Source organism: Nocardioides oleivorans (assembly GCF_004137255.1).
Classification (GTDB): domain Bacteria; phylum Actinomycetota; class Actinomycetes; order Propionibacteriales; family Nocardioidaceae; genus Nocardioides; species Nocardioides oleivorans.
This window is the reverse complement of the sequence record NZ_SDWT01000001.1, coordinates 2230872-2257438: the sequence shown is the minus strand read 5'-3', so window position 1 is coordinate 2257438 and position 26567 is coordinate 2230872. Positions and strand designations below refer to the sequence as shown.

General features: G+C 68.1%; 21 protein-coding genes. 5 read left to right on the top strand and 16 right to left on the bottom strand.

Translation table 11 applies throughout. The features are described 5' to 3' along the window. Positions 1 to 16: 16 nt before the first annotated feature. The 6 genes from EUA93_RS10790 to nrdR all read right to left on the bottom strand — a co-directional run bounded on the left by EUA93_RS10790 (position 17) and on the right by nrdR (position 11285). The gene (locus EUA93_RS10790) at positions 17 to 4717 is read right to left on the bottom strand and encodes a sacsin N-terminal ATP-binding-like domain-containing protein (RefSeq protein WP_129400140.1); all 4701 of its coding nucleotides are present in this window, start codon (positions 4715 to 4717) and stop codon (positions 17 to 19) included. Positions 4718 to 4956: 239 nt separating this feature from the next. Next, on the bottom strand, positions 4957 to 6174 hold the full coding sequence (locus EUA93_RS10785) for a type II restriction endonuclease (protein WP_129400139.1): 1218 nt from the start codon (positions 6172 to 6174) through the stop codon (positions 4957 to 4959). Then, positions 6153 to 6608, bottom strand: a complete 456-nt coding sequence (locus tag EUA93_RS10780; protein ID WP_129400138.1) for a very short patch repair endonuclease — start codon at positions 6606 to 6608, stop codon at positions 6153 to 6155. Before EUA93_RS10780 ends, EUA93_RS10785 begins: the two co-directional genes overlap by 22 nt. 9 nt (positions 6609 to 6617) lie before the next feature. After that, positions 6618 to 7694, bottom strand: a complete 1077-nt coding sequence (dcm, locus tag EUA93_RS10775; RefSeq protein ID WP_275937872.1) for a DNA (cytosine-5-)-methyltransferase — start codon at positions 7692 to 7694, stop codon at positions 6618 to 6620. A 114-nt stretch (positions 7695 to 7808) separates the two neighbouring features. After that, positions 7809 to 10682 (bottom strand): vitamin B12-dependent ribonucleotide reductase, encoded by a 2874-nt coding sequence (locus EUA93_RS10770; RefSeq protein ID WP_129400136.1) that lies wholly within the window; start codon positions 10680 to 10682, stop codon positions 7809 to 7811. Positions 10683 to 10805: 123 nt separating this feature from the next. After that, positions 10806 to 11285, bottom strand: coding sequence for a transcriptional regulator NrdR (gene nrdR, locus EUA93_RS10765; RefSeq protein ID WP_129400135.1), 480 nt, complete (start codon positions 11283 to 11285; stop codon positions 10806 to 10808). Positions 11286 to 11755: 470 nt separating this feature from the next. Here nrdR and EUA93_RS10760 point away from each other — a divergent pair, with 470 nt between their 5' ends. Beyond that, entirely contained in the window at positions 11756 to 12013 is a 258-nt protein-coding gene (locus EUA93_RS10760) for a hypothetical protein (protein ID WP_129400134.1), read from the top strand. A gap of 51 nt (positions 12014 to 12064) precedes the next feature. Here EUA93_RS10760 and EUA93_RS10755 read toward each other — a convergent pair whose 3' ends face one another. The 3 genes from EUA93_RS10755 to EUA93_RS10745 all read right to left on the bottom strand — a co-directional run bounded on the left by EUA93_RS10755 (position 12065) and on the right by EUA93_RS10745 (position 13927). Next, entirely contained in the window at positions 12065 to 12745 is a 681-nt protein-coding gene (locus EUA93_RS10755; RefSeq protein WP_129400133.1) for a PKD domain-containing protein, read from the bottom strand. 101 nt (positions 12746 to 12846) lie between these two features. Continuing rightward, positions 12847 to 13362 (bottom strand): hypothetical protein, encoded by a 516-nt coding sequence (locus tag EUA93_RS10750; RefSeq protein ID WP_129400132.1) that lies wholly within the window; start codon positions 13360 to 13362, stop codon positions 12847 to 12849. Between the two features lie 202 nt (positions 13363 to 13564). Beyond that, positions 13565 to 13927 carry a LysM peptidoglycan-binding domain-containing protein gene (locus tag EUA93_RS10745; protein WP_129400131.1) on the bottom strand — a complete coding sequence of 121 codons (363 nt, stop codon included), beginning with the start codon at positions 13925 to 13927 and terminating at the stop codon, positions 13565 to 13567. A 286-nt stretch (positions 13928 to 14213) separates the two neighbouring features. Between EUA93_RS10745 and lexA the strand changes: the two genes are divergently transcribed. The 4 genes from lexA to EUA93_RS10725 are packed head-to-tail and all read left to right on the top strand — an operon-like array spanning position 14214 to position 17414. Next, positions 14214 to 14936, top strand: coding sequence for a transcriptional repressor LexA (gene lexA, locus EUA93_RS10740; protein WP_129400130.1), 723 nt, complete (start codon positions 14214 to 14216; stop codon positions 14934 to 14936). Between the two features lie 53 nt (positions 14937 to 14989). Continuing rightward, entirely contained in the window at positions 14990 to 16207 is a 1218-nt protein-coding gene (locus tag EUA93_RS10735; RefSeq protein ID WP_129400129.1) for an NAD(P)/FAD-dependent oxidoreductase, read from the top strand. Between the two features lie 10 nt (positions 16208 to 16217). After that, positions 16218 to 16937: a sulfotransferase family protein gene (locus EUA93_RS10730; protein WP_129400128.1), complete on the top strand. Its 720-nt coding sequence runs from the start codon at positions 16218 to 16220 to the stop codon at positions 16935 to 16937. A gap of 12 nt (positions 16938 to 16949) precedes the next feature. Beyond that, positions 16950 to 17414, top strand: a complete 465-nt coding sequence (locus EUA93_RS10725) for a DivIVA domain-containing protein (RefSeq protein WP_242497319.1) — start codon at positions 16950 to 16952, stop codon at positions 17412 to 17414. Here EUA93_RS10725 and EUA93_RS10720 read toward each other — a convergent pair. The 7 genes from EUA93_RS10720 to EUA93_RS22310 form a co-directional block, all read right to left on the bottom strand. Further along, a complete protein-coding gene (locus tag EUA93_RS10720) occupies positions 17396 to 19402 on the bottom strand; it encodes an ATP-dependent DNA helicase (protein ID WP_242497318.1) in 2007 nt (668 codons plus the stop codon). The two genes, EUA93_RS10725 and EUA93_RS10720, sit on opposite strands and share 19 nt — an antisense overlap. Positions 19403 to 19458: 56 nt before the next feature. After that, entirely contained in the window at positions 19459 to 19590 is a 132-nt protein-coding gene (locus EUA93_RS22235; protein WP_275937871.1) for a hypothetical protein, read from the bottom strand. A gap of 143 nt (positions 19591 to 19733) precedes the next feature. Further along, positions 19734 to 22019 (bottom strand): protein translocase subunit SecD, encoded by a 2286-nt coding sequence (secD, locus tag EUA93_RS10715; RefSeq protein WP_129400127.1) that lies wholly within the window; start codon positions 22017 to 22019, stop codon positions 19734 to 19736. Between the two features lie 106 nt (positions 22020 to 22125). Continuing rightward, on the bottom strand, positions 22126 to 23661 hold the full coding sequence (gene hflX / locus EUA93_RS10710) for a GTPase HflX (RefSeq protein ID WP_129400126.1): 1536 nt from the start codon (positions 23659 to 23661) through the stop codon (positions 22126 to 22128). A gap of 75 nt (positions 23662 to 23736) precedes the next feature. Further along, positions 23737 to 24516, bottom strand: a complete 780-nt coding sequence (locus tag EUA93_RS22270) for a thrombospondin type 3 repeat-containing protein (RefSeq protein ID WP_207208659.1) — start codon at positions 24514 to 24516, stop codon at positions 23737 to 23739. Between the two features lie 66 nt (positions 24517 to 24582). Continuing rightward, entirely contained in the window at positions 24583 to 25425 is an 843-nt protein-coding gene (locus EUA93_RS10700) for an NYN domain-containing protein (RefSeq protein WP_129400125.1), read from the bottom strand. Between the two features lie 127 nt (positions 25426 to 25552). Continuing rightward, entirely contained in the window at positions 25553 to 26548 is a 996-nt protein-coding gene (locus tag EUA93_RS22310; protein ID WP_129400124.1) for a thrombospondin type 3 repeat-containing protein, read from the bottom strand. Positions 26549 to 26567 lie beyond the last annotated feature (19 nt).

The window sequence follows — 26567 nt, the reverse complement described above, 5'->3', positions numbered from 1 at the left end:
TCGAGGCCGACACTGCTCAACGCTTCGTCCAGAGGTACTCGAACTCGTTGAACGCCAGCAAGTCGCCGTACTGATCGAAGTTGTCCTCCACGTTGACGATGAGAACCTCTTCGGACCCGCCATTAAGCGGACCCCTGAGCCCACGCCCGATCATCTGTTGGTAGACGTTCGGGCTGAATGTGGGTCTGGCGACGTACACCGCTCGCACCTGAGGAGCGTCGAAGCCCTGGGTGAGGACGTTGTAGTTAGTGATCACCCTGATGCGCCCGGCCTTGAACTCCTCGACGTAGTGACGGCGCACCGCAGGCTCGGTGTCCCCGGACACGGACACCGCGGGAACTCCACGCTCGGCCAGTAGCGCCGCCAGTACACGCGCGTTCTCTACCGACGGGGCGAAGGCGATCACCGTCCAGTCAACCGGCAACGAAGCGATGTGGTCCACCACTCGCTTCGTTCGCTCGAGGTCTGACCCCAGTTGCTCGGAGATTGTCGACGGCAGCTTCCGCGTCTTCTCGATGTCGGCCTTGTCCTGCTCGCTGAGAGTGACGTTGACTCCGTCGAGCACTTCGTGGCGCACCTGTGCGAGCACCCCCATGTCTTGAAGCTCTTCGTAAGGGTCCTCCTTGCGGAAGGCGCCCCGGTCGAGCCGATTGCCGTCGTACCGACCCACGAGCCGGTCTGTGTCCCCCTCCGAGGTGCCCCGGAACGGCGTGGCCGTCAGACCGAGCAGCGGACGTCGGACGTCCCTGTCGCGACCTCGACCGCCACGCCCCATCCAGTCCAGTACCTGGGTATAGGAGGACGCGATTGACGTGTGCGCCTCATCGATGACCACGATGGATGGGTCGCGCAGCCATTCGTACTCCTCCCCACGCTTCTGCAGGGACGACAGCTTGTCGACGGTGGCGATCACCAGCTGGAAGGTACCCGGCTCTTCCGGCACCTCGTTGCTGCCCCACAGCCGACCCAGACGCATGGGAACCTGAGGTCCGATGGCGCGCCAGACGTACGTCCAGGTCTCAGCCGCCTGCTCGCACAACTCGTCCGTCTGCGCGATCCACACCAAAGGCTTGTCTGGAGCGACCAGCTCCAGGGCCACGGCTCGGACGATGGCTTCCACGGTAACTCGCGTCTTGCCTGCCCCTGTCGGCAGCGAGACCATCCCGCGGTCTGGTCCGACCCCGCGCAGAAGGCCTTCGATTCGCTCGGTGACAAACTCCTGATAGTCGTGCAGTGGACTTAGCACTGCCGGTCCGTCAATCATCTCCACAGCGGCTCGTTGGCTGCCGGGGAACCCGGCCCAGTCGGCAGGAAAGCCCAATGCGTCCACCCATTGACGGGTCGGCCGACGCCCTGTCCACTCGCGGGGTGGGAGCAGTCCGTTGTCGTCAAGCGCAGGACGGAGCACCTTCAGGATTCCGACACCGTGGACCGCTCGGGCGAGAGCTGCCACCTGCGCGGGCGAGGCCTCACCAGTTGCTTGCTCGAGAACGGCGAGTGCTTGCGCGGGAACTGCACGTCGCAGCGCCTCCGCGCCGGCCGCCAGAACGAGCCTCTCGTTGTCGTCCTTGCAGCGCTTCACCTGCGTACGGAGCTTGTCAGTCTCGGCCCTTGCCATCGAGGCGAGCACCTGGTCTACGCCTTCTCGTCCGAGGCCAAGCCCCAGCGCTTCGGAGACCTGTGCGAGGCGATCGCGCGCCGTCTCGCCGGTCACGAAGAGTGTGCCGGCTTCCCGACGGAATGGCAGCCGCTTGGCTACCTGTCCCTTGGGCGTCGCCGTCATGCGTTCGATACGGCTTGCCGGCTGCAGCTTCAGATCTTGGTCCGCATTCTGCAGGCGGACCTTAAGCGGTGGGAACTCATCGGTCAGGTGGACCAACTCACCTGACGGTTCGACCACTACCTCCTCTTGGAGCAGGTCGTCGCCGAGGGGCATCCCATGTAGACGGACGAACTCGTCGAGATCCGCGGAGTCCTCCACAAGCAGGGCAGGGATACCCGCGTCGAGAAGCGAGTCGTAGGTGGTGGACGAACTGGTGACGCCGACGTTTTGCACCTCCACGGGTTGCCTGCTGTTGCCGACGGCCACCACCGGCGGCGAGGTCGTGAGAAGGTCGGCCGGACCGTGATACAGGCTCCACGCGTAGAAGTGGGAACGGTCCGCGTCCCGCTCCGGTGACCGCCAGGTATCGACAACCTGCTTCATCCGCCGCCACGTACCCGCGCCAAGTTCCTCGAGTGATGCCTTGACGCCGAGCAGTGACGCAGCATTCGACGCGATGTCCACGACCGGGAACACCTCGGCCTTGACGCCCTCCAGCGGGATCACGGTGTCCGATGGGCGAAGGGTTCCGTGCGAAGTCGCGAAGTGTGCGTTATGCCAGAGGAAGAAGGTCTCCGGGCCCACCACAGTGACAGACTCCCCGCGGTTTGCCACCCGCACAGGCTGTGGCAACGTGCGCCGGAGCAGTAGGTCGGTCACGATCCGTTTGGCCTCTGCGCTCATGAGCGTGACTGGCTGAAGCGGCCATGTCACGCTTGCGGGCATGGCGATCTCGGCCTTTTTGGGGTCGACGAACCTTGTGTTGTCCACGAAGGCCCGACGAGCCATCGCCTCCCACTCCTCGAACCACGGCTCGCTGAGCGTGCCATTTCGATTCAGCGGAACCTCCACCGCGCCGAAGTGTTGAAGCAGCTCGTCGTCGGACGCGTGGAACTTTGGGTCGATCAGGAAACCCGGGTCGCGACTCCCGTCGACGGGTACTAGCCGCCCACCGACGAAGGCGTCGCAGACCCTCACCCACTGTCCCTTGGCGGACCTGACACGCACCGACCTGACGAACTCGCCCGGGAGGTCCTCTTGGAGGATTTCGTCGATACTCCTTGGCGAAAGTTCGCGCATCACCCGCCAGATATCACTCCAGATCGCAGCATCGGCCGGGCTCTTCGCGCTGGCATGCCACCGGTGCAGCAGCTTCCGCAGTTCGCCGCTGAGGTCCATGAGCTTCACTCCCAAGACACCCAGTGCATCCGGGATTCCCGGACGCTTGGCGAGGTCGGGATCAACGAACGCGACGTCGGAGCTGTCATCTCCCGCCACGCGGACGAAGACGCGTCCCTTGGCAGGCGCGCTGAACGATCCGTCCTCGAGGCGCACGATCTTTGCTGCCCGCACCTGGGCCTGGACCCCGTACTGCAGCGCCTTGGGGTCTTGGCCTCGTCTCCGTCTGGTGAACTCCTCGATACCTGCGTCATCGGCGAAGACGTACTCGGCCAAGAGGATCGCGTCTGCCGACTCATCCACCGTTTCGTGTGCGATCAGCGCCTCGAGCCATTCAGAGAGTCCCGCTGCACTGTCCTCGATGACAGCACCTGCTCCCATCAGACGCGAAACCTTGAGTCGTCGTTCTTCGGGTGAGTACGCGGCACCTGCAACCCAATGGTCCAACGGCGCTGAGCGGGTCGCGGCCCACCTGTCCAGCCAGCCGCTGGCGCCCATATTCCCGACCCACTGGAGTTCCTTCGGCTTTCGCAGGTCGCCCGCGGCGTTCGGCACACACGCGACCTCCCTCATGTGGCTGAAGATGGGCCCGTTGATCTCCTCGTCAGCCCAGTTGCGTGCCTCCTTGGCGCCGAGCTCGCCACCACGGGACGGCAGCGCGTCCAGGATGCTCACCGCCTGGTCCGTGCCCCCGAAACGGATCAGGGCCGAACCGACCAACTGTGGGAGGACCTCGAGCAGTTCCCTGTTGAAGCTGCTGTCCAGGAGGTGACGGCGGTCGTCGCTCAGCTTCCACGGCGCATTCACGATGCCTGACAACGTCGTCTTCGTTTCGGTCGGGAAGTAGGCCCAGAAGGCACCGTCATTCTTCGACGGCGGGAACTGGACGGCGTACTGCACCTCTACGGACTGTCGCGCGGCAACATGGCCCGCCTCGGCGTAGGCGGCTCGCGATACCGCCACCTTCTTCGTGACGAGCGACCACGTGGTCGATGCCGTCCCCGAGGTGACGGTAACGAAGCCGTCACCACGGTCCCGCCGCTCGACGGTGCGGTCTCCCGCCATGATGGACGGCTGACCGTCAGGCCCGGTCACGTTACTTCGCATCCGAACCGTCTTGAGATGCGGGGAGAACAGAACAAACTCAGAAGGAAACTGTGCGAGTCGGGACGCCAGAGGCGTCACGTCCGTGTTCAGCGTGGCTACCACCACGGTGGACGCCCAATCCATGAGTTCTGCCAGTACGGGATCTGCATGCGCGCCGTCCCCCTGCGGATCCAGGACACGCGCAAGACGCATCACCGGATAGTGGTCCTCGTCGTACCCACGGCTCTGGAGCATCTCGGTCGACCACGCACGATCAAATCCGAAGGAGACTGTGCGACTGAAGACCTTGGGCGTGTCCGACACCGCCAGGATCGACTTGAAGCCGATTCCGAACTTGCCGATCTGGTCGTCGTCCTTGGCGGAGATGTCGGAAGCCAGGACTGATCGAATGCCTCGCTCAGTGAATGGCTCGCCGTCGTTGGCTACGTAAAGAGTCGTGTCGCTCAGGTAGACCTCGACGCGACCTCCCCCCTTGGCGGCGGCGTCCGTGGCGTTCTGAAGCAGTTCTTCGAACTGTCGCGACGAGTAGCCGCCTTGGGCGATGCGGCGCTCATTGTTCGCGTCCTGCCGCACCCGTGACGCATCCTCGGCGTACACGTTCAGGCACACCCGCGTCTGCTCGTCTACTACCCATGCCAGACCTGCCGAGCTAGCCTTCCAACCGTGCACTGTTCCCCCATAGTCACGCTTCCGGTACGGGGATGAATGTAGATCAGCCGTCCGACACACGCAGGAGAACAGCGACTCACCCGAGCGCTACACGGGATTGATACTCGCTCGATACTGCGGACTGCTGCACGGACAGATGACCGCAGCGGCACCGATCACATGTCGCACCCGTGCCGCGGTCACGAGCCTCCCGCAGTGACAGCCTGAAAGTCCTCCAACATCTGCGCCACAGTCCACACGGTCTGTGACGGCAGATATGCGCCATGGAGGTTGGCCGGTACAACAAGCGTCACGTTGCTATCGGCCATCTCTGTCGTCTGGCTTTCACTGATCGGCGCCTCTAACGTCAGTAGATGCTTGTGCGGGATTCGAGCGGCTTCACTCAGGATCTGACGCCATCGGTCCTTGCAGGTCGACTTGACCGCGAGCATGCGAAGACGCGCCTCGTCATAGGTGTTGTCGCGGTACGGGACTTCGCCCGGGACGAGGAAGTCCGGACGCACGTTGCCCTCTGTCCTGGGTTGCGCATCGAACGAGATCTCCCATGCCTCAAGGACTGCAGCTACATGGTTCTCGAGCGCGTGACCCGCGCGCGACTTGCGGCGCTGGAAGGCGCTCATGGCGAGCTTGAGTACCTGATCGACGTCGGTCGCCGCTTCGGCGATCTTCTCGGAGAGCACGTGCCGTTCAAAGGTGCGGAACAGGATCTCCTCGCGCTCCCACCACCCGAGGAGGGCCGCGTCAGGATCAACGCGCGAGTCCACGGCCGGCAAGGTCTCTCTCGCGAAGGCAGAGAACACCTTGGTCTGAGGGAAGGTCATCCCGAATCGTTCGACAAGGACATCGAGAAAGTTCTCGTCAGAGAGCTCAACCTCATAACCGAGGGCTTCCAGAAGTGCTCGCGACGTGAAGTTCAGGTCGACGCCAGACGGAGCGGTCTCAACATCGAATCGATCAGCGGGCTCCAGCCCGAACAGGACCTCCACCTGCTGCGCAAGGGTTGAACCCCCAGCGGCCACGATCACCAACAGGTCGCGTTGCGGATCTGACCGCGTCTTCGCGATGACCAGGAAGTCGCCGGACTTCGCCCGAGTCATGACTTCGATGCCAGCGGGATAGTAGAAGCGGTACTCGGTGCGAATCGGGTGCGCTTCGCGGGCGTCGTACCAGGTTGAGGTGCTGTCGACCACGAGCGGATCGTTGTCGTCCTCTAGATAGACGTAGGAGGTCGCGAACCTGCGGCCTCCGTTAGCTGGCGGCACGTCAAGCAGCTCGATCAGTGGCGCGACACCATTGAATTCATGCTGGTTTGACTTGGTGGGATCCGTCTCGACACTGCTGAGGTACTTCCCTGCAGCTCCGTCGAAGTAGTCCTCTAGCCTTGCGCTTGCAGCCACGCCACGTCGACTCTCTGGCTCGTTCCCCTCAACCAGCCCTCGAGCTGATCAACCGTCGAGTCGAAATCCTTCCGCGTCGCGCACTCCCACACGACCGCGACTCGCCAGCCTGCATCCTGAAGCAGACTTAAGTTGCGCCGATCCCGCTCGCGGTTAGCCATCAGTTTGTCGCGCCAGAACTCGGGCCGCGTGGCGGGGAGTTTGAAGTAGGGACACCCTTCATGGGCATGCCAGAAGCATCCGTTCACGAGCACAACCGCATGACGCGCGGGGAGCACGAGGTCGGGCCTACCCGGCAGGTTCCGATCGTGGAGCTTGTACCGGAAACCCCGGCGGTGCAAAGCCTTGCGGAGGACGACCTCAGGCTTGGTGTCCTTGCCGCGGATTCCAGACATCATGCGGCTGCGGACCTCGCGCGACACGATGTCCGGCATGTAGCGAGGCTAACCCGCGGCGGCGACCTCGCCTCGCTGGGCGTCCAGTACGGCCGCCACAAGTGTGGCAACAGCCTCGACTACTGGCACCACGACACTATTGCCGAACTGCTTGTAGGCCTGCGTGTCACTCACCGGAATCTCAAAGGAGTCCGGGAACCCCATAAGGCGCGCGCACTCACGCGGCGTGAGACGACGCGGCCGCAAGTCCGGTCCCTGATCAATAAGGATCTCCGAGCCGTCCTTGTAATAGCGCGCTGAAAGGGTCCGAGCGACATCGTTCCGGGTCACGAGCCCGAACCCAAAGCCGTTGCCGGCGGCGCTGTGCTTCTTCTTGTAATTCTGCAGGTACTCCCACAGCCTCGGGGTAAGGGTGTACTTGTCGGGCACGACATCTTCGGTGCCGTCGTCGCTGTGCAGCACGGCCTCCATGCTCGGGTTCGGCCCGTGGGGACCTTCGAGCACCAAGTCCTTGAACGAGAAGCCCGAGCCACCCGGGAACGCCGACTTGTCGAAACCGACCATAAAGATGCGGCGACGTCCCTGCGGCACGACTGCGCTGGCGTCGATCACCATCGGATGGAACTCGTAGCCGAGCTCATCCTCAAGCTTGGCCCGGATCACCTTGAACGTATTGCCCTTGTCGTGCGACACGAGGTTACGGACGTTCTCCAGCACGAACGCCCGCGGACGCTTCTCGGCGATGATGCGCGCGACGTCGAAGAACAGCGTCCCCTGCGTGGGGTCCTGGAAGCCGTGCGGTCGCCCGAGAGCGTTCTTCTTCGACACACCAGCGATGCTGAACGGCTGGCACGGGAAGCCGCCAACGAGCACGTCGTGGTCAGGAACCTCGGACGCCACGATCTCGCGGATGTCACCAGCGAAGACATGGTCACTGCCCTCGTCCGTTGGGTAGTTGGTCTCGTAAGTCTGACGAGCGAATCGGTCCCACTCAGACGTAAACACACACTCGCCACCAGCCCGCTCGAAACCGAGCCGACAGCCGCCGATTCCCGCGAAGAGGTCGATGAAGCGAAAGGCGGGGTCGGGATTCCGATCGATCGGACTGACAGTCTTGGTGACCACGGTGATGCCCTTTCAAAGCGTTCGACGACCCCACAGGCCCAGGTTAGACAGGCCCACTGACATTGGTGGGCTGAAGCGACGAGACACGCCGCGACCAGCCCACCACGTGTCAGATCAGCTGCAGCCGCTGGTGGACCCGCAGCCCTCGCACACGTAGCACGAACCAGCGGGACGCATCTTGGTCCCACACGTCATGCAGAGCGGCGAGTCGACGGCTGTACCGGTGAGCTGCTCGAACAGCTCGGCGGTGGTCTTGGCACCACCGGGGACCGGCTTGGCGGTGGCCTCGACGACGTCCTCGACCTCGACGACCTCGGCCACGACCGGAGCGGCAGGCGCCTCGACGAGCTCGGAGGCGTTGCCGGTCTCCTCCACGAGCGGCTCGTAGGAGCCGGTCTCGAGGTGGCGCTGGCGCTCGTCGGCGGAGTAGATGCCGAGAGCCGAGCGCTCGTCGAAGGACAGGTAGTCCAGGGCCAGGCGGCGGAAGATGTAGTCCATGATCGACTGCGACATCCGCACGTCGGGGTCGTCGGTGAGGCCGGCAGGCTCGAAGCGCAGGTTGGTGAACTTCGAGACGTAGGTCTCCAGCGGGACGCCGTACTGCAGGCCGATCGACACCGCGATCGAGAAGGCGTCCATCACGCCGGCCAGGGTCGAGCCCTGCTTGCCGAGCTTGAGGAAGACCTCGCCGAGCTGGCCGTCGTCGTGGGCGCCGGAGGTCATGTAACCCTCGGCACCGCCGACGGTGAACGACGTCGTGCGGGAGACGCGCGACTTCGGCAGGCGCTTGCGGACCGGGGCGTAGACGACCTTCTCCACGACCTTGGTCTCGACGGCCGCGTCGGCCGCAGCCTTGTCGGCCTCGTCCTTCTTGGCCTTGCCGCCACCGTCGGACAGAGGCTGGCCGACCTTGCAGTTGTCGCGGTAGACGGCCGTCGCCTTGAGGCCGAGCTTCCAGGACTGCATGTAGACGTCCTCGATCTCCTCGACCGTGGCGGTCTCGGGGAGGTTGACCGTCTTGGAGATCGCACCGGAGAGGAACGGCTGAGCGGCGGCCATCATCCTCACGTGGCCCATCGGCTTGAGCGAGCGGGCGCCCATCGCGGTGTCGAAGACCTCGTAGTGCTCGAGCTTGAGGCCGGGAGCGTCGATGACGTGGCCGTGCTCGGCGATGAAGGCGACGATCGCCTCGATCTGCTCCTCCTGGTAGCCCATCTTCTTCAGGGCCCGCGGGATCGTCTGGTTGACGATCTGCATGGAGCCGCCGCCGACGAGCTTCTTGAACTTCACCAGCGAGAAGTCGGGCTCGATGCCGGTCGTGTCGCAGTCCATCATGAAGCCGATGGTGCCGGTCGGCGCGAGCACGGAGGCCTGCGCGTTGCGGAAGCCGAACTTGTCCCCGAGCTTGACCACGTCGGCCCACGCCTGCGTGGCGAGCTTGTGGGTGCGGCCGTCCTCGGTGTGCAGCACGCGGACGACGTCGTTGGCCGCCTGGTGCTTGCGCATCACGCGCTTGTGGGCCTCGGCGTTGCGGGCGTAGCCGGCGTACGGGCCGACGATCCCGGCGAGCTCCGCGCTGCGCTTGTAGGACGTACCGGTCATGAGGGACGTGATCGCGGCAGCCATCGAGCGGCCACCCTCGGAGTCGTAGCCCAGGCCCATGGCCATGAGCAGCGCGCCGAGGTTGGCGTAGCCGATGCCGAGCTGGCGGTAGTCGCGGGTGGTCTGGCCGATCGGCTCGGTCGGGAAGTCGGCGAAGCAGATCGAGATGTCCATCGCGGTGATGATGAACTCGACGGCCTTGGCGAACAGGGCGGCGTCGAAGGTGTCGTCGTCCTTGAGGAACTTCAGCAGGTTCAGCGAGGCCAGGTTGCACGAGGAGTTGTCGAGCGACATGTACTCCGAGCACGGGTTGGACGCGGTGATGCGGCCGGTCTCGGGGTTGGTGTGCCAGTCGTTGATCGTGTCGTCGTACTGCAGGCCCGGGTCGGCGCAGGCCCAGGCGGCCTCGCTGATCTTGCGGAACAGGTCGCGGGCGTCGACGGTCTCGATGACCTCGCCGGTGCCGCGCGAGCGGAGGCCGAACTCGGTGCCGTCCTCGACGGCGCGCATGAACTCGTCGGTCACGCGGACGGAGTTGTTGGCGTTCTGGTACTGGACCGAGGTGATGTCGGCGCCGCCGAGGTCCATGTCGAACCCGGCGTCGCGGAGGGCGCGGATCTTGTCCTCCTCCTTCGCCTTCGTCATCACGAACTCCTCGATGTCCGGGTGGTCGACGTCGAGGACGACCATCTTGGCCGCACGACGCGTCGCGCCGCCCGACTTGATGGTGCCCGCGGAGGCGTCGGCGCCGCGCATGAAGGAGACGGGACCCGACGCCGTACCACCGGAGCTGAGCAGCTCCTTGGACGAGCGGATGCGGGAGAGGTTGAGGCCGGCACCGGAGCCGCCCTTGAAGATGAAGCCCTCCTCCTTGTACCAGTTGAGGATCGAGTCCATCGAGTCGTCCACCGAGAGGATGAAGCAGGCCGAGACCTGCTGCGGCGAGGCGGTGCCGACGTTGAACCACACGGGGCTGTTGAACGAGAAGTACTGGTTGACCAGGAGCCAGGTGAGCTCGTGCTCGAAGATCTCGGCGTCACCGGGGGTGGCGAAGTAGCCGTGGTCGACGCCGGCCTTCGTGTACGTCGTCACGATGCGGTCGATGAGCTGCTTGAGGCTCCACTCGCGGACGTCGGTGCCGACCGCGCCGCGGAAGTACTTGGTGGTGACGATCGTGGAGGCGTTGACCGACCAGGTGTCGGGGTACTCCACACCGCGCTGCTCGAAGACGGTCTCGCCGGTCTTCCAGTTGGTCTGGACGACGTCGCGGCGCTCCCAGGTGATCTCGTCGTAGGGGTGGGTGCCCTCGGTGCTGAAGACGCGCTCCAGCGTCAGACCCTTGCCCTTCGTCGCTCGCTTGCTACGGGCGCTCGCCGTCTCGGTCATTCGGGCTCCTCGTTCCCTCGTGGTGTGGTGGTGCTGATGTCCTGCATGTGCGTGCGGATGTCGTCCGCGGCGTTGGTAGGCCCGGCAGGCAGCTTCCCCACTACCTGCCGGGCCGTCTGTGGGTCAGCCCGTCGTGGCGGGCTGATCGTCTGCTGCGGCGCGTTCGAGCCGCAGCATCTTGATCTCGGCGTCGAAGTCGTCGGCCGACTCGAAGGCGCGGTAGACGCTTGCGAAGCGGAGGTACGCCACCTCGTCGAGCGCGCGCAGCGGCGCCAGGATCGCCAGGCCGACGTCGTTCGCGTCGAACTCGGCCTGGCCGCTCAGGCGCAGGGCGTCCTCGACGTCCTGGCCGAGGCAGGCGAGCTGGGCGTCGGTGACCGGGCGGCCCTTGCAGGCCTTGCGGACGCCGGCGATCGCCTTGTCGCGGTTGAAGGGCTCGGTCGCGCCGGAGCGCTTGAGCACCGTGAGCTGCATCTTCTCGACCGTGGTGAACCGGCGGTCGCACGCCGAGCACGTCCGGCGGCGGCGGATCGAACCGCCGTCGTCGGCGACACGCGAGTCGAGGACCTTGGTGTCCTCGTTCTTGCAGTAGGGACAGTGCATGGTGGTCCTCCTCTCGCGTCGTCAGGGCGCGCTTCATACACCCTCATAACAGGGTGCAGCTTGGGGATGTTCCTGTGGACAACTAGCCTCAAGCTGTGCGCTTCGGCCTCTAGCCTGTGCACCAGATGTGGATAACTACAGCGGTGTAACTACTAGATGTAGTGGTAACCGTACGCCCCGACCACAACGCTTGGCAAGCGAATGCGGAACCTCGACCGATCTGTTTCGGGGCATGCGCCTGACCTGCGGATATGTCGTCGGAACGCCGCGCCGAGGGGCGTGTCGACCCCTGCTCGAACGACCGGATGTTCGCCGGCCCTGCGCGGTTCGGGTGTCCCCCTCGGGTCACATCAGTCACAATGATCCCCGTGTCCACGGGGAAGCGAGCAGGGTCGAGGCGCGGCACTCGCCAGCCCCGGACACTGAACCGGACCGCCCTCCTCCTCGGGGCCGCGATCACGCTCTGCGTCGTGGCCTGGGGCTACCTCGTGTACGCCGCCATCGACTTCGGTACGGCGGCCCGCGGGGGCAGCTCGGGCGCCTGGGGCTTCATGGCCCTGGCCTGCCTCGGTGCGATCGCCTGCCTCTTCGTCGGCCTGCTGCTCCTCGCCCGGATGATGCGCGCCCTGGGGATCACGGCCGCGCCCGAATCCTCCGGCTCCCCCGGCTCCCCCGGCTCCGCGCCGGCCGCACCTCGCCCGGTCGGCGGGAAGCGCGCCGCTCGCTAGTGCGGTGCTGGTGACGCGGCATCCGCGTCACCACGACCGCACTCCGCGCGATCAGCGGATCACGAGCTGCGGCAGCGCCTCGACGACCTGGAGGTCGAAGCCGGGGCCGGCGACGGTCAGGGTGTCGGGGATCGCCTGCCAGTCGCCGTCGCCGATCCGGAACTCGCCGGAGTAGGTGGTGTCGAGGCTGACGACCACGTCGCCCGTGCTGGCGTAGGTGTGGGTCACGTCGAGGTCGGGGTGCGGCCGGCCCGGGCTCGCCGTCGTCGTGCTCGAGTCGTCGCCGAAGTGGAAGGTATACGTCGGGGTGGCGCGGAGCGTCACGTTCCTGCCGGCGACGGTGACCGAGCGGGTGATGACCTGGTTGTCGGTCGTGTAGAAGTTCGTCTCGAGGTTGACCAGCGTCTTGCCGCCCGGGGGTTGGACGACGAGGGCTGACGCCGGCCAGTCGTAGTTCTTGAAGGCACGGATCGCCAGCGCGGCGACGTCGACCTCCTGGATCTGGCTCTCGGGGACGCACACGTCGCCCACATCCGTGCCGTCCATGTAGACGTCGTGGACGAAGCCCTCCTCGCCGTTCTCGACACACTCGACGTGCTCGGCGCAGATCCCACCGTTGCCGCACTGGATCGTGACGACCCACGTGTGGCCGTCGCCAGCCGACGAGCTCTCGGTGTACTCGGCATAGGTCCACGCGCAGTCGGCCGAAACTTGCGACCATCCCACGCCCACGCAGCTGCCGGCTTGCGCGGGAGCCGCGACCAGGGCGACCAGCGCACTGGCGACTATTGCAAGGACCGCTAGAAGTCCGGCGACTCGTTGACTGTCCGGCATCACAGGATCCCGAAGTACGTGACTAGCCACCCTGACTGCGTCGTCTTCAAGATCACCCGAATCCGAGTGCTTCCGGCCGGATATGTCTCGGTCTTGCCAGTGTCACCGTGCTTGATCACGGTCTCCGCGACGTCTTGTGACACATCGTAGGTCGGCGGCTTGGCCGCGTAGCGCCGGATCTTTGTCACGGTGGTGCCGGCGAACTGTGCACTCCCGCCGGCCGCGTAGACCTGCTCCACGCTCTCAACGAAGCCCTGACATGCCTTGCAGTTCGGCGTCATCGCGTCGTACTCGGCCGTATCGCCGGTCACCTGCATCTCGTCGCCCGCCTTCACCCAGCGCCGGATGAAGTCCTCGGCACTCTCGACCTCGGGCGTCTCGGTCTCGGTCGGCTCCTCGGTGGGAGTCGCGGTCGAGGTCTCCGGCATCTGGGGCTTCGGCTCGGGGTCGTCGGAGCACCCGACCAGGAGCAGGGGCGCGAGAACGGCGAGCGCGAGTGCGCGGCGTACGTGCATGAGACGGCCTTCCCGAGAGCGTGGACGCAGTCAAGTTACCCATGACGGCGGCTCTCGAACCAGAGCGAAGGCAAAGCCTGTGGACGAGCACCCGGCCACACCGAAGACCCCGAAATGCGCCGAGGGGCGGGCCGATGGCCCGCCCCTCGCCTTCCCCTTGGTCCACCAGCCGGGGTCGAAGCGGCTGATGGAGGCCTTCGCGTCAGTCGGAGACGACTGGGACGCGGAGCTTCTGGCCAGCCGCGAGGCTGGCGGACTCGAGGGCGTTGAGCCGCTCGATCTCGGTCATCATCCCGCGGACGTCACCGTCGGTGGCGAGGTCGCTGGCGATCCCCCACAGGGTGTCACCGGGGGCCACCTGGACGATCTCGGTCGGCGCGGGCTGGCCGGCCGAGTCGGTGCCGACGGCGCCACCGGCGAGCATGATCGCCACGCCGAGGACCAGGAACAGCGAGATCAGGAAGACGACCATCCGGCCACGACGCGTCAATCGCACGGACGAGCGCGGGCGAGCGGCAGAGACGGTGTTGGTGGTGAAGACAGGTGCAAGGCTGAGGGTGCTCATGGTGTGGCCTCCTGGGGAAGATCAGCCGGGTCGTGTGATGACGAGGAATGTCTAGTGACAGCCACCGACAGCGGGTGGGCGTCGATCAGACGTTCGATCGAACATGTGTACGACGTTAGAGCACGTGTTCGAACGATGCAAGACTCCGGTCGAACAAATGTTCGGCGTGTCGCCCGCGCGGACAGCGCGACACGCAGGTTCGAACAGGTGTTTGATCCTGTGGTGCGATCCGGGCTACGGTGCACGGACAGCAGCCCGTACCGCCACGCGTCGAGAGGTTCCAGAGATGGCCAAGTCAGCGGACAAGAACGTCATCGAGATGCCGGACGGTCCCCCGGACGCCACGGGCCTGACCCCGCGCCAGCAGCGTGTGCTCGCCACGATCAAGGACTCGATCGAGTCCAAGGGCTACCCGCCGTCCATGCGCGAGATCGGCCAGGCCGTCGGCCTGACCTCCTCCTCCAGCGTCGCCCACCAGCTGCGCGTGCTCGAGAGCAAGGGCTTCCTCAAGCGTGACCCGAACCGGCCGCGCGCCCTCGAGGTCTTCCTGCCCGAGGTGATGGCAGCACGCCGCTCCATCTCCAGCGGCGACGACTCGAGCGTCGACGAGACCGGCATCGGCGACGTCGCCCCCACCGCGGTCAACATCCCGGTCGTCGGCCGGATCGCCGCCGGTGGCCCGATCCTCGCCGAGGAGCAGGTCACCGACGTCTTCCCGCTCCCCAAGCAGCTCGTCGGCGACGGCACGCTCTTCCTGCTCGAGGTCTCGGGTGACTCGATGGTCGACGCGGCCATCTGCAACGGCGACTACGTCGTTATCCGTCAGGAGCAGACGGCCGAGAACGGCCAGATCGTCGCCGCGATGATCGACGGAGAGGCCACGGTGAAGACCTTCCAGCGCAAGGACGGCCACGTCTGGCTGCTCCCGCACAACTCGGCGTACGACCCGATCCCCGGCGACAACGCCACGATCCTGGGTGTCGTGACCGCGGTGCTGCGCAGCCTCTGACGCCCACCCGCGAGGGCGTTGAAAGGTCCTCACCTGCGGGACACGATGGCCACATGAGCACCGTCAAGGAGTCCTACGACTACGTCATCGTCGGAGCAGGGGTCACGGCCGCGAGCGCGGTGAAGGGGATCAGGTCCCAGGACGAGGGCGGCACGATCGCGGTCCTCGGGTCGGAGCCCGCGAAGCCGCTCTACCGTCCGGACCTCTCCAAGGACCTCTGGCTCAGCGACGACAAGACCTTGGCCGACTCCGACCTGTCCGGCGACCTCGACGAGGACGACGCCGTCGACCTGGTCACCGACACGACCGTGACTGAGATCGACCCGGGTGCGCACGTCGTACGCCTCGCGGACGGTACGACGGTGGGATACGGCAAGCTCTTGCTCGCCACCGGCGCCGAGCCGCGCGTGCTCGGCATCGACCCCGGCCCCCGTGTCGTCTACTACCGGACCGCCGCCGACTACGACCGGCTGCGCGCGGTCGCCACGGAGGGCAGCCACGTCGTGGTCGTCGGGGGCGGCTACATCGGCTCGGAGATCACCTCTGCGCTCGTGCAGAACGGCGTCACCGTCACGCTCGTGCTGGACGTCGAGGACGTGCAGGAGGCGATGTTCCCGCGCGCACTGGCCGCTACCCTCAGCAAGGACTTCGCCGACCGGGGCGTGACGATCGTGCACGGCTCCGTCGAGGGCGGGCAGGAGCAGGACGGCGGTGTCCGCATCCGCCTCGACGACGGCACCGACATCACCGCCGACGGCGCGGTCGTCGGCGTGGGCGTGCTCCCCCGGACCGGGCTCGCCGAGGCAGCGGGCCTCGAGGTCGACAACGGCATCGTGGTCGACGAGCACCTGCGCACCAGCGCCGATGACGTGTACGCCGCGGGCGACGTGGCGTCGTACCCGGACGCGCTCCTGGGCCGGCGCCGCGTCGAGCACGTCGACCACGCCGAGAAGTCGGGCGAAGCCGCGGGCAAGGCGATGGCCGGCAGCGACGAGACCTACGACTACACGCCCTTCTTCTGGTCCGACATCCTCGACCGCGGCTACGAGGCCGTCGGCGAGACGAGGAGCGACCTCGACCTGATCGAGGACTGGAAGGACGGCGAGATCGGCACCGGCGTCGTCTACTACCTGAAGTCCGGGCACGTGCGCGGGGTGCTGCTCTGGAACGTGTGGGACAGCGTCGACCAGGCGCGCGAGCTGATCGCGGAGACGAAGGACGCACCGGTCGCCGACCCGGAGTCGCTGCGGGGGCGGATCGCCTTCGGCTAGCCTCGCGGCGATGTCACGCCCCGATCCCGAGCTCTTCCGTACCCGCCCCGGCAACCGGCGCCGGCTGACGCCGCCCGGAGAGGCGGAGCTCGACCGGCTCGCCGCCGCGGGCGAGAAGTCCGGTTGGCTGAGCCCGCTGGCGTACAACCTCACGATCAGCCACGGCCACCGGTTCGTCTGGTACCGCGTGGCCAAGGTCGCGACCCGCACGATCCGGCACCACTGCGAGAGCAACGGCGTGGTGCTCGACGTCGACCACGCGATGCGGATCCGCTACCCGCTGGCGTCGTACGCCGACTACTTCACGTTCGCATTCGTCCGCGACCCGCTCGACCGATTCGTGTCGGCGTGGCACGACAAGGTCGTGGACAACAACTACTACGACTTCGACCCCGCGACCCACGCGCGGATGCAGGTGGTCGAGGAGTTCGCCGCGTGGACCGCGACGCACGACCTGGCCGCCGTGCCCGGCACCGACCAGCACCTGACCCTCCAGAGCCGGATGATCGACCTCAACCGCGTCGACTTCATCGGCCGCCTCGAGACCTTCGACCGCGACTTCGCCGAGGTGTGCGAGCGGATCGGGGCGCCCGCCGTGCCGAGCGCGCCGAAGAACCAGACCGCGCCCGGCGGCCGCGACCAGCAGGTCTCCGCCGAGCTGCGCGCGCTGGTGACGCAGATGTACCGCCGCGACTACCAGCTCTTCGGCTACTCACCCGACCAGGCCTGACGGAGGACCGACATGGCACTCGACCGCCCCACCTTCAGCACGACCTCCCTCCGCGAGGGGTACGACATGGGAGAGGTCGACCAGGCCATCGACCTGATCTTCGACAACCTCGAGCTTCCCGAGCAGCGGTTCGGCGCCGAGCACATCATGGACCTGCGGTTCACCCCGGTGCGGCTGCGGCAGGGGTACGACATCGGCGAGGTCGACAGCTGGCTGGACCTCGCCGCCGCGGAGACCGCGCGCCGGGAGTCGGGTGGAGCAGCTCCCGAGCAGGCGCCTCCCGCGCCCGAGCCCGCGCCCGAGGTGCCGCAGCCGGCACCCACCCCGCAGCCGCAGGCGGCGCCCGCGCGGTCGTCGTACGAGCCCACGACCTCGTCCGCGATCACGGAGGTGAGCTCGGGCGGGCCCGCCCTCTACCTGATCCTCGCCGGCATCCTGGTGGTCATCGGCGTGGTGGTCTACGCGCTGGTCGCCTGACCCAGCCTCTTCAGCGCCTGGCGGACGAGCGCCGGGTCGGTGGTCGACCACATCGGCGGCAGCGACGCCTTGAGGAACCGGCCGTAGCGGGCGGTCTCCAGTCGCGGATCGAGGACGGCGACGATGCCGCGGTCGGTGGTCGTGCGGATCAGGCGGCCGGCACCCTGCGCCATCAGCAGCGCAGCATGGGTCGCGGCGACCTGCATGAAGCCGTTGCCGCCGGCTTGGTCGGCAGCCTTCTGGCGCGCCGACATCAGCGGGTCGTCGGGCCGTGGGAACGGGATCCGGTCGATGATCACGAGCTGGCAGGTGTCGCCGGGGACGTCGAGTCCCTGCCAGAGCGACAGCGTGCCGAACAGGCAGGTGTGCGGGTCCTCGACGAACTGCTTGGCGAGCTCCGGGAGCTGGGCGTCGCCCTGCGCGAGCGTGGTGAGGTGCGGCAGCCGCGCGCGCACGGCCTCGGCGGCGGTCTCGGCCGCGCGGCGGGACGAGAACAGGCCGAGCGTGCGGCCCTCGAGGGCGTCGACGAGCTCGCAGATCTCGTCGAGCTGCGCCTGCCCGAGGCCGTCGCGGCCGGGCTGAGGCAGGTGGCGGGCGACGTAGAGGATGGACTGCTGGCCGTAGTCGAACGGCGAGCCGACGTCGATGCCCTTCCACGGCAGCGCGTCCTCGGCGTCGGTGGTGGCGACCTGGTGGCCGATTCGCTCGGTGGGCTTGAGACCGAGCGAGGTGGCGACGGCGCCGAACTCGCCACCGAGCATCAGCGTGGCGCTGGTGAAGACGACCGTCTTGTCGGTGAGCAGCTTGTCGCGCATCGGGCCCCATACCTGCAGGGGCGCGACGTGCAGCCGCGCAGGTAACCGGTCGCGCGCCTCGCCGAGCCACAGCACGTCGGCCTGCGAACCCGCAGCCATCCGCTCGGCGTTGACGAAGACCTCCTGCACCATGCCCTTGGCCTGGGTGCGACCGGCGTCGCCCTCGCCACCACCGCCGCCGGACTCGCGCGGGTACGCCGACAGGCAGGCGCGCGCGGCGTCGCGGACGAGGACCAGTGCGTCGGACAGCTGCTGCGACACCTGGTCGATCCGCCCGGGCGGGGTCGCCTCGAAGGCCTCGGCCAGCTGCTGGGCGGCGTCCTCGAGGTCACCCGCCGGGTCGCCGTCCGCGTCGGCGGTCCAGCGGCTCGAGCGGCGGGCGGCGCGCTCGATGTCGGCGGCTGCGAGCTCGTCGGTCGCAGCCTGGGTGACGCGTGCGGTGAGCTCGTGCGCCTCGTCGATGACCACGGTGTCGTAGTCGGGGATCATCGGCACCTCCTCGATCGCGTCGATCGCGAGGAGCGAGTGGTTGGTGACGATCAGGTGGCTGCGCTGCGCCTTTTCGCGCGCGAGCTCGGCGAAGCACTCCGCGCCGAACGGGCACTTCGCGGCACCGAGGCACTCCCGGTGGCTGACCGAGACCTGGCGCCACTCACGATCGGTGTGGCGCGGAGCGTTGTCGCGCTCGCCGCTGGCCTTCTGCTCCGACTCCTCCTCGGCCCACGCCCGCAGCTCGAGGACCTTCTCGGCCATGGAGCCCATGGGCACGTCGACCAGGGTGCCCTGGTCGTCGGGGACGCCGGCCCGGATGCGGTGCAGGCACGCGTAGTTCGATCGCCCCTTCAGGACGGCGTACGACGTGTCGAGCCCGGGCACGTCCTTGACCGCCTCGACCAGTCGGGGCAGGTCGCGCTCGACGAGCTGGTGCTGGAGGGCGAGGGTCGCGGTGGCCACCACGACGCGCTTGTCGTGGAGCATCGCCGGGACGAGGTAGCCCAGCGACTTGCCGGTGCCGGTGCCGGCCTGGACGAGGAGGTGGCGACCGTCCTCCATCGCGTCGGCGACCTCCGTCGCCATCTGCACCTGGCCGTCGCGCTGCTGCCCGCCGAGGCCGGTGACCGCCTTGGCCAGCACGGTCGCGACTCGGCTGGTGGAGGTGTCGGGCTCAGGCACCAGAGCACCCTACGGGGCGGCGCCGACACCACGTCGTACGCCATCCACAAGCGGCGTCAGTAGTTCTTCTTGCGGCCGATCTGGCGCTCGATGCGCCGCTCGGGCTGGCCGAGGATCCGGGCCAGGATCTTCACGCGGTACTTGTAGGCGACCACGCCCAGCACGACGATCAACAGGATCCACAACATGGGCAGAGCCTACGCCGCCCGGGCAACGTCGTCCTGGACCCGTCGACGGGACCTTTGCACCCGAGTCTCCCGCTTGTCGGCCGAGATCCAGGCCGACAAGCGGGGCGGTCACCGGATATCCGGAGACTCCTGAGGCAGCAACCTCAGACGACGGCGCCGGAGTCCTCGGGGGTCCGGACGACCTTCTCGCGCTTGACCCGGCTCATCGGGAACCGCTGGTTGAGGTAGGTCAGCAGCGGGGTGGCCACGAAGACCGAGGACAGCGTGCCGATGATCAGGCCGACGAGGAGCGCGATGGCGAAGTCCTGGAGCGAGTCGCCGCCGATGAAGGCGAGTGCGGCGAGGATGAACATCGCGCCGAGGCCGGTGTTGACCGTGCGGGGCATGGTCTCGACGGACGCGGTGTTGGCCAGCTCCATGAAGTCGTCACCGGGCTTCGATCCCCACCAGCGCTCGCGGATGCGGTCGAAGACGACGACGGAGTCGTTGACCGACAGACCGACGATGGTCATCGCGGCGGCCAGGAAGATGCCGTCGATCGGCTTGCCGAGCCAGGCGAAGAGGCCGGTCACGAGGAGCACGTCGTGTGCCATCGCGAGGACGGCCGAGAGGCCGAAGGTCCACTTGAAGCGGATCGCGAGGTAGAGCAGCTGGGCGAGGAAGGCGACGCCGAACGCGATGAGCGCGTTGTTGCGCAGCTCCTTGCCGAGCGACGAGCCGATGGTCTGGTCGTCGACCTTGTCGACCGTGCCGCCGAGCTTGGCCAGCTCGGCCTCGATCTTCTGCTCCTCGTCGTTGCTGATCGACCCGGTGCGGACGGTGAAGTCGGCGGTGTCGGCGGTCTGCACGACGGCCTCGGGGAAGCCGGCGTCGGCCACCGCCTGGCGGGCCTGGTCGACGGTCATGTCCTTGCTCACGGAGTAGTCGAGCTGGCGACCACCGGTGAACTCGACGCCGAGGTTGAGGCCCTGGGTCGCGATGCCGGTGACGGCGAGGACGAGCGCGGCACCCGAGATGCTGAGCCAGATCTTGCGGCGCTTCATGATCTGCGGGTTCTTCCTCTCCAGCCACCTGCGCACGGCACCGACGTCGCTCAGGCCGGTGAGGCGGGGCCGGCGCGAGACCGGCTTGTTGGAGACGAGGAGGTCGCAGAGCACGCGGGCGATGATCAGCGCCGACACCATCGAGGCGACGACACCGATGGTCAGGGTGACACCGAAGCCCTTGATCGGGCCGGAGCCGAGGAAGAACAGCAGGCCCGCGGCGAGCAGGGTGGTGACGTTGGAGTCGATGATCGCGCTCCACGCCTTGTTGAAGCCGACGGCGAGGGCGCGCCTGAAGCCCGCGGACGGGTAGGCCTCGTACTCCTCCCTGGCTCTCTCGAAGACGAGGACGTTGGCATCGATCGCCATGCCGATGGCGAGCACGAAGCCTGCAAGGCCGGGCAGGGTCAGCGTCGACCCGAGCCCGACGAGCATGGCGTAGGCGAGCAGGGCGTAGGACGCCAGCGCGATGGTCGCGCCGAAGCCGACGAGGCGGTAGACGACGATGATGAAGAGACCGGTCAGGATGATGCCGATGATGCCGGCCTCGATCGACTGGTCGATCGCCGCGGCACCGAGCGAGGGGCCGACGAGGCGGTCGGAGATCGGCTTGAGCTCGAGGGGCAGCGAGCCGCCCTCGATGAGGGCAGCGAGGTCGCCGGCCTCGCTCGCGGTGTAGCTGCCGGTGATCTGGGTGCTGTCGCCGCGGATGCCGACGTCGCACCCGACGTCGGTGTTGACCTCGGGCGAGGAGATGACCTCACCGTCGAGCACGATCGCGATGCGTCGCTTCGGGTCGCCGGACGGGTTGCAGGCGGCCTTGCCGGTGATGTCGGCCCAGGTGTCGCCACCCTTGCCGTTGAAGTCGATCGCCACGACCCAGTCGACGCTGTTCTGCGGCTGCTGCGAGCTGGCGCCGGTGATCTCGTCGCCCTGGATGACCGTGGGGCCGATCTCGATCGTGTCGCCCTGGTCGGACGCCAGGACCTGGTTGTCCTTCTTGCTGGGCTCCGCGTCGGGCTGCGCGGTCGCGAGCACCTTGTGGATGGTCAGCTTCGCGGTCGACCCGATGCGCTCCTCGGCCCGCTGTGCCTCGGCGTCGCTGGTGACACCGGGGAGCTCGACGAGGATCCGGTTCTCACCCTGGCGGACCAGGGTCGACTCGGCGACACCGAGGGCGTCCACCCGGCCGCGGAGGACCTGCAGCGTCTTGTCGACGTTCTCGGCACTGGCAGGCGTGGCGTCGGTGCCCTCCGCCTCGAAGACGAACTGAGCGCCGCCCTTGAGGTCGAGACCGAGGTTGGGCTTGACGTTGACCGCGAGCGCCGCGCACCCGACCAGGAGGCCGAGCACGAGGAAGAAGCGGATCCAGACACCACGTGACATGCGCGACATACTCCCTCAGAGGAAACCCAACGCCCGAATCCGGGCGCCGGACGGGTCAACGCGTGACCCCGGTCGAAGGTTCCGGTGTCACGCGCGACGCAAAACGTCAGCGACTGTACGCCGCCAGCTCCCCCGCCAGGTCGGCGTTGGCCCTTCCGACGACGAGCGTGCCGTCGCCGGTGTGCTCCATCGAGCCGATCTCGGCCTCCTGGTGGATCCGGTTGACCAGGTCGCCGCGCTCGTAGGGCAGCAGCACGTCGAACTCGACCTGCGGGCGCGGCAGCTCGGACTCGATGGCCGCCAGGGCCTTCTCGATGCCCTCGCCGGTCTTCGCGCTGACCACGACGCTGTGCGGCTCGCGCGCCAGCAGCCGGCTGATCACCAGCGGGTCGGCGGCGTCGGCCTTGTTGATCACGATGATCTCGGGGACCTTGTTCGCGCCGATCTCGGCGAGCACCTCGCGCACCGCGGCGATCTGGCCCTCGGGGTCGGGGTGGGAGCCGTCGACGACGTGGAGCAGCAGGTCGGAGTCGGCGACCTCCTCCAGCGTCGAGCGGAACGCCTCGACCAGCCCGTGCGGCAGGTGGCGCACGAACCCGACGGTGTCGGACATCGTGTAGACGCGGCCGTCCGCGGTCGTCGTACGCCGCGTGGTGGGGTCGAGGGTCGCGAAGAGCGCGTCCTCGACGAGCACCCCGGCGTCGGTCAGCCGGTTGAGGAGCGAGGACTTGCCGGCGTTGGTGTAGCCGGCGATCGCGACGCTGGGGATGTGGTTGCGGCGACGTGACTGGCGCTTGACGTCGCGGGTGCTGCGCAGCTCCTTGAGCTCGCGGCGGAGCTTGGCGATCTTGGTGTTGATCCGCCGCCGGTCGGTCTCGATCTTCGTCTCACCGGGACCACGACCACCGATGCCGTCACCGCCGGCGGCGCGGCCACCGACCTGGCGGGAGAGGTTGCCACCCCAGCCGCGCAGCCGCTGCTTCATGTACTGCAGCTGGGCCAGCTCGACCTGCGCCTGGCCCTCCTTGCTCTTCGCGTGCTGGGCGAAGATGTCGAGGATCAGCGCCGTGCGGTCGACGACCTTGACCTTGATCTTGTCCTCGAGGTTCCGCAGCTGGCTGGGCGCGAGCTCACCGTCGCAGATGACGGTGTCGGCGCCGGTGGCCTGGACGATCTCGCGGATCGCCTCGACCTTGCCGCGCCCGATGTAGGTGGCGGGGTCGGGCGTCGAGCGTCGCTGGAAGACCGCCTCGAGCACCTCGGAGCCCGCGGTCTCGGCGAGCAGCGCGAGCTCGGCCATCGAGTTCTCCGCGTCGGTGACCGAACCGTCGGTCCACACGCCGACGAGCACGACCTTCTCGAGGCGGAGCTGGCGGTACTCGACCTCGGTGATGTCCTCGAGCTCGGTGCGCAGGGCGGCGACGCGGCGCAGGGCGTGGCGCTCGGCCAGCTCCTGGGCGCCGACGGTCAGCTCCTCGGGGTCGCCGTCGTCGTCGTAGCCGGACTCGCCCCACTCGTCGGAGGCGGTGTCGTCGAGCAGCTGGTCGTCGAGCTCGATGGTGTCGTCGTCCCAGGCGCGGGTCGCGTCGAGTGCGTCACGCAGCGTGAAGTCGGCGGCGGGGAGGTCAGGTGCGTTCGTCATATGCCCTCAAGCGTAGGTCGCGTGCCTGACCTGCGCGAACGAGTTTGCCCAGGGCGAACAGCCGGGGTTGCCGGGTCAGCGCTTGACCTTCACCTGGCGCGACCTCGCGGAGGCGCACATCGGCTGCTCCGGAGAGGTCACGGTGACGTAGTAGGTGCCGGCCCGCGCAGGACGCTTCATCGCGAACGCGCCGTTGGACTTCGCCGACACGACCATGACGCGGCGGTCGGCCTTCTTGTGCACGCGCCAGACCGTCACGGTGGCGCCCGTGCGGCAGCCGGTGGCGGGCGAGGTGATGGTGCCGCGGAGCTTGGTGCCCTTCACCTGCAGGCCCACCTCGCGCTGGTAGAGGCACGCGGTCGTGCAGCCCGGGATCTCGATCGGCTCGGGGGCCGGACCGGTCGTGGGGGCGGGTCCGGCGGTGGGCGTCGCCGGAGGGTTGGTCGGCGGGTTGGTCGGCGGGTTGGTGGTCGGCGGCGTCGTGGTCGGCGGCGTCGTGGGAGGGGTCGTGGGCGGGGTGGTGGGCTCGCCGGTCGGCGTGGGGTCGCAGGCGTCGCCGGTGCCGTCGCCGTCCGCGTCCTCCTGCCCGGGGTTCGACGTCTGCGGGCAGTTGTCGGAGAAGTCCTCCCACCCGTCGCCGTCCCAGTCGTAGAACGGCGGCTCGCACGGGTCCTGCGGGAGCGACTGGGCGGCGCCGGTCGGCTGCTCCGGCGCGACGGGGCACACGGTCGTGGGCGGCAGCATGCCGGGCGCGGGCGCCGACTCGGCCGAGGCGCCGGGCTGCGTGATGCCGAGCGCGGCCACGACCGCGATCGCCGTGCCGACGAAGACCTTGCTCCCGAGGTGCTCACCCATGGGTGGCCCGTTCCCCCACCCCGGCGGGGTCAAACCACCGCGAAGGTAAAGGAATCGGGCCCGGCGTCAGGCGCGGTGGCGACCCACCGGGGCGACCTCGTGCGTGCCGACCAGCGCCGTGTCGATGAACTCGTCGCAGGCGCCGCGGACGTCGTGGGGCGTGTGTCCGGGACCGACCACCACGACGCGTACGCCGGCGGCGTGCAGGCGGTGGACGAGGGGGAGCATCGAGGTCATGTCACCGACGATGACGAACTCGTCGATCGCGGCGTCGCGCGCGATGTCGACGGCGTCGATCGCCATGGCGACCAGCGCCTGCTCGTCGTCGTCGGCGAACTGGTGGAAGGAGTGGAGGCCCTGGCGGCGCATCCGGCCCACCCAGGCGCCGAGGTCCGAGCGGCTCCAGTCGGCGTAGGCCCGGCACACGTTGACCGTGCCGCGCTCGGCGAGGCGGGCCAGGAGGCCCGCGGCGACGTCGTCGTCGACGCGGCGGGCGTCGATGAGCACGGCGATCCGGCGGGCGTGCTCGGTCTCCTCCGCGGTCGGGCGGTGCGGCAGCGGAGGGGTGCGTGGGGCCGGGGCCTGGAGCGCCGGCGGGGCGGCGGGGGCGGCGGGGGCGGCGGGCGCACCCGTCGCGGACTCCGCGACCGGCGCCGCGGTGTCGATGCCCTCCTCGAGGACGGGGTCGGCGTGCTCCGTCACGGGAGCCGGCTCGACGGCTGGCTCGACGACGTCCTCGACGTCCTCGACCGGGGGCGCGACGCGCAGGACGCTGTCACGACGCAGGCGCTCCTGACGACCGGCCGTCATCCAGCGCCGGACGAGTGAGGCGAGCTCACCGTCGTCTGCGTCCTGGACGCGCACCGCGTCGTCGAACGTCGCTTCGCGCGACTGCGTCATGGTGGTCATGCCCCCGTTCTCCGAGCCGATGTGGTCGTCTTCACTCCCCTACGTGCATGACCATGCACCGTTCGTATAACGGACACGCCGAAATCGGCAGAACTGGCCCCGTCGGGCTAGACCAGCGGGGCGAGGGTCACCGCCGCCGGACACGGACCGCGCGGGACCGGTCGGCGCCGCAGAGCGGCTCGCCGGCGGAGCCGACGGTGGCGTAGTAGCGACCCGGCCTGCGCGGTGCCTGGGTGGCGTACGACCCGTTGCCGCGGGTGGTGACGACGAGCACCTTGCGGTCCCTCCTCGTCCGCGCGTGCCAGATGGTCACCGACACCTGGCTGCGGCAGCCGACCGCGACGGAGTCGACCTTGCCCCGGAGGCGGTGCTTCTTCCTCTGGTGGTCGAGCGTGACGGTGCGCGGATAGGCGCAGCCCTGGCTGCAGCCGGGGGTCCCGGGTGGCGGGCCGGGAGACGGGTCGCAGGCGTTGCCGACCCCGTCCGCGTCCCAGTCGGCCTGGTCGGGGTTGGCCGCGCTCGGGCAGTTGTCAGCCCGCTCGTCGACCCCGTCGCCGTCGGAGTCGCAGGTGCTCGGGGTGACGACCAGCGTCCAGTCGCGGAGGCGGACAGCCGCCGTCGAGGTGTCCGGGTTGGTCACCGTGAGCGCGTACGCGCCCTGGACCGGCGTGGTGTCGAAGGCGGACAGCGGCAGGAAGCCGGCGACCTGCGGGGGCTTGTAACGGCCGCCCGCGGGCGAGTTCGGGGACAGCGGCACAGCCGCCTCGTCGTCGAAGGTCAGGGAGTACGCCGAGGAGGGCGGGCTGGGAGGGTAGGCGCCCATCAGCTGGACGTCGACCCCTGCGTGGATGACGTGGATGTTCGGTCCGACGGCGTAGTCGACGAACGACAAGGACACGTCGAGGTCCGCGATGGTGAGGTCGCCGCGGCCGTCGGGGGCGGGCAGCGTGAACGAGCGGGTGACGGACTCACCCGGCGCCAGGTCGATCGGAGCGGCGAGGGCCGGCTGCGACAGCACGCACGGGACGGCCGCGCGGGCGGGCTCCGTCGTACCGGCACCGGCCAGCGTGGCAGCGGCCGTCACCATCGCGACGGCGACCGCCGTGCCTCGTCCCCCGGCCATGCGGAGCAGCGTAGACGCC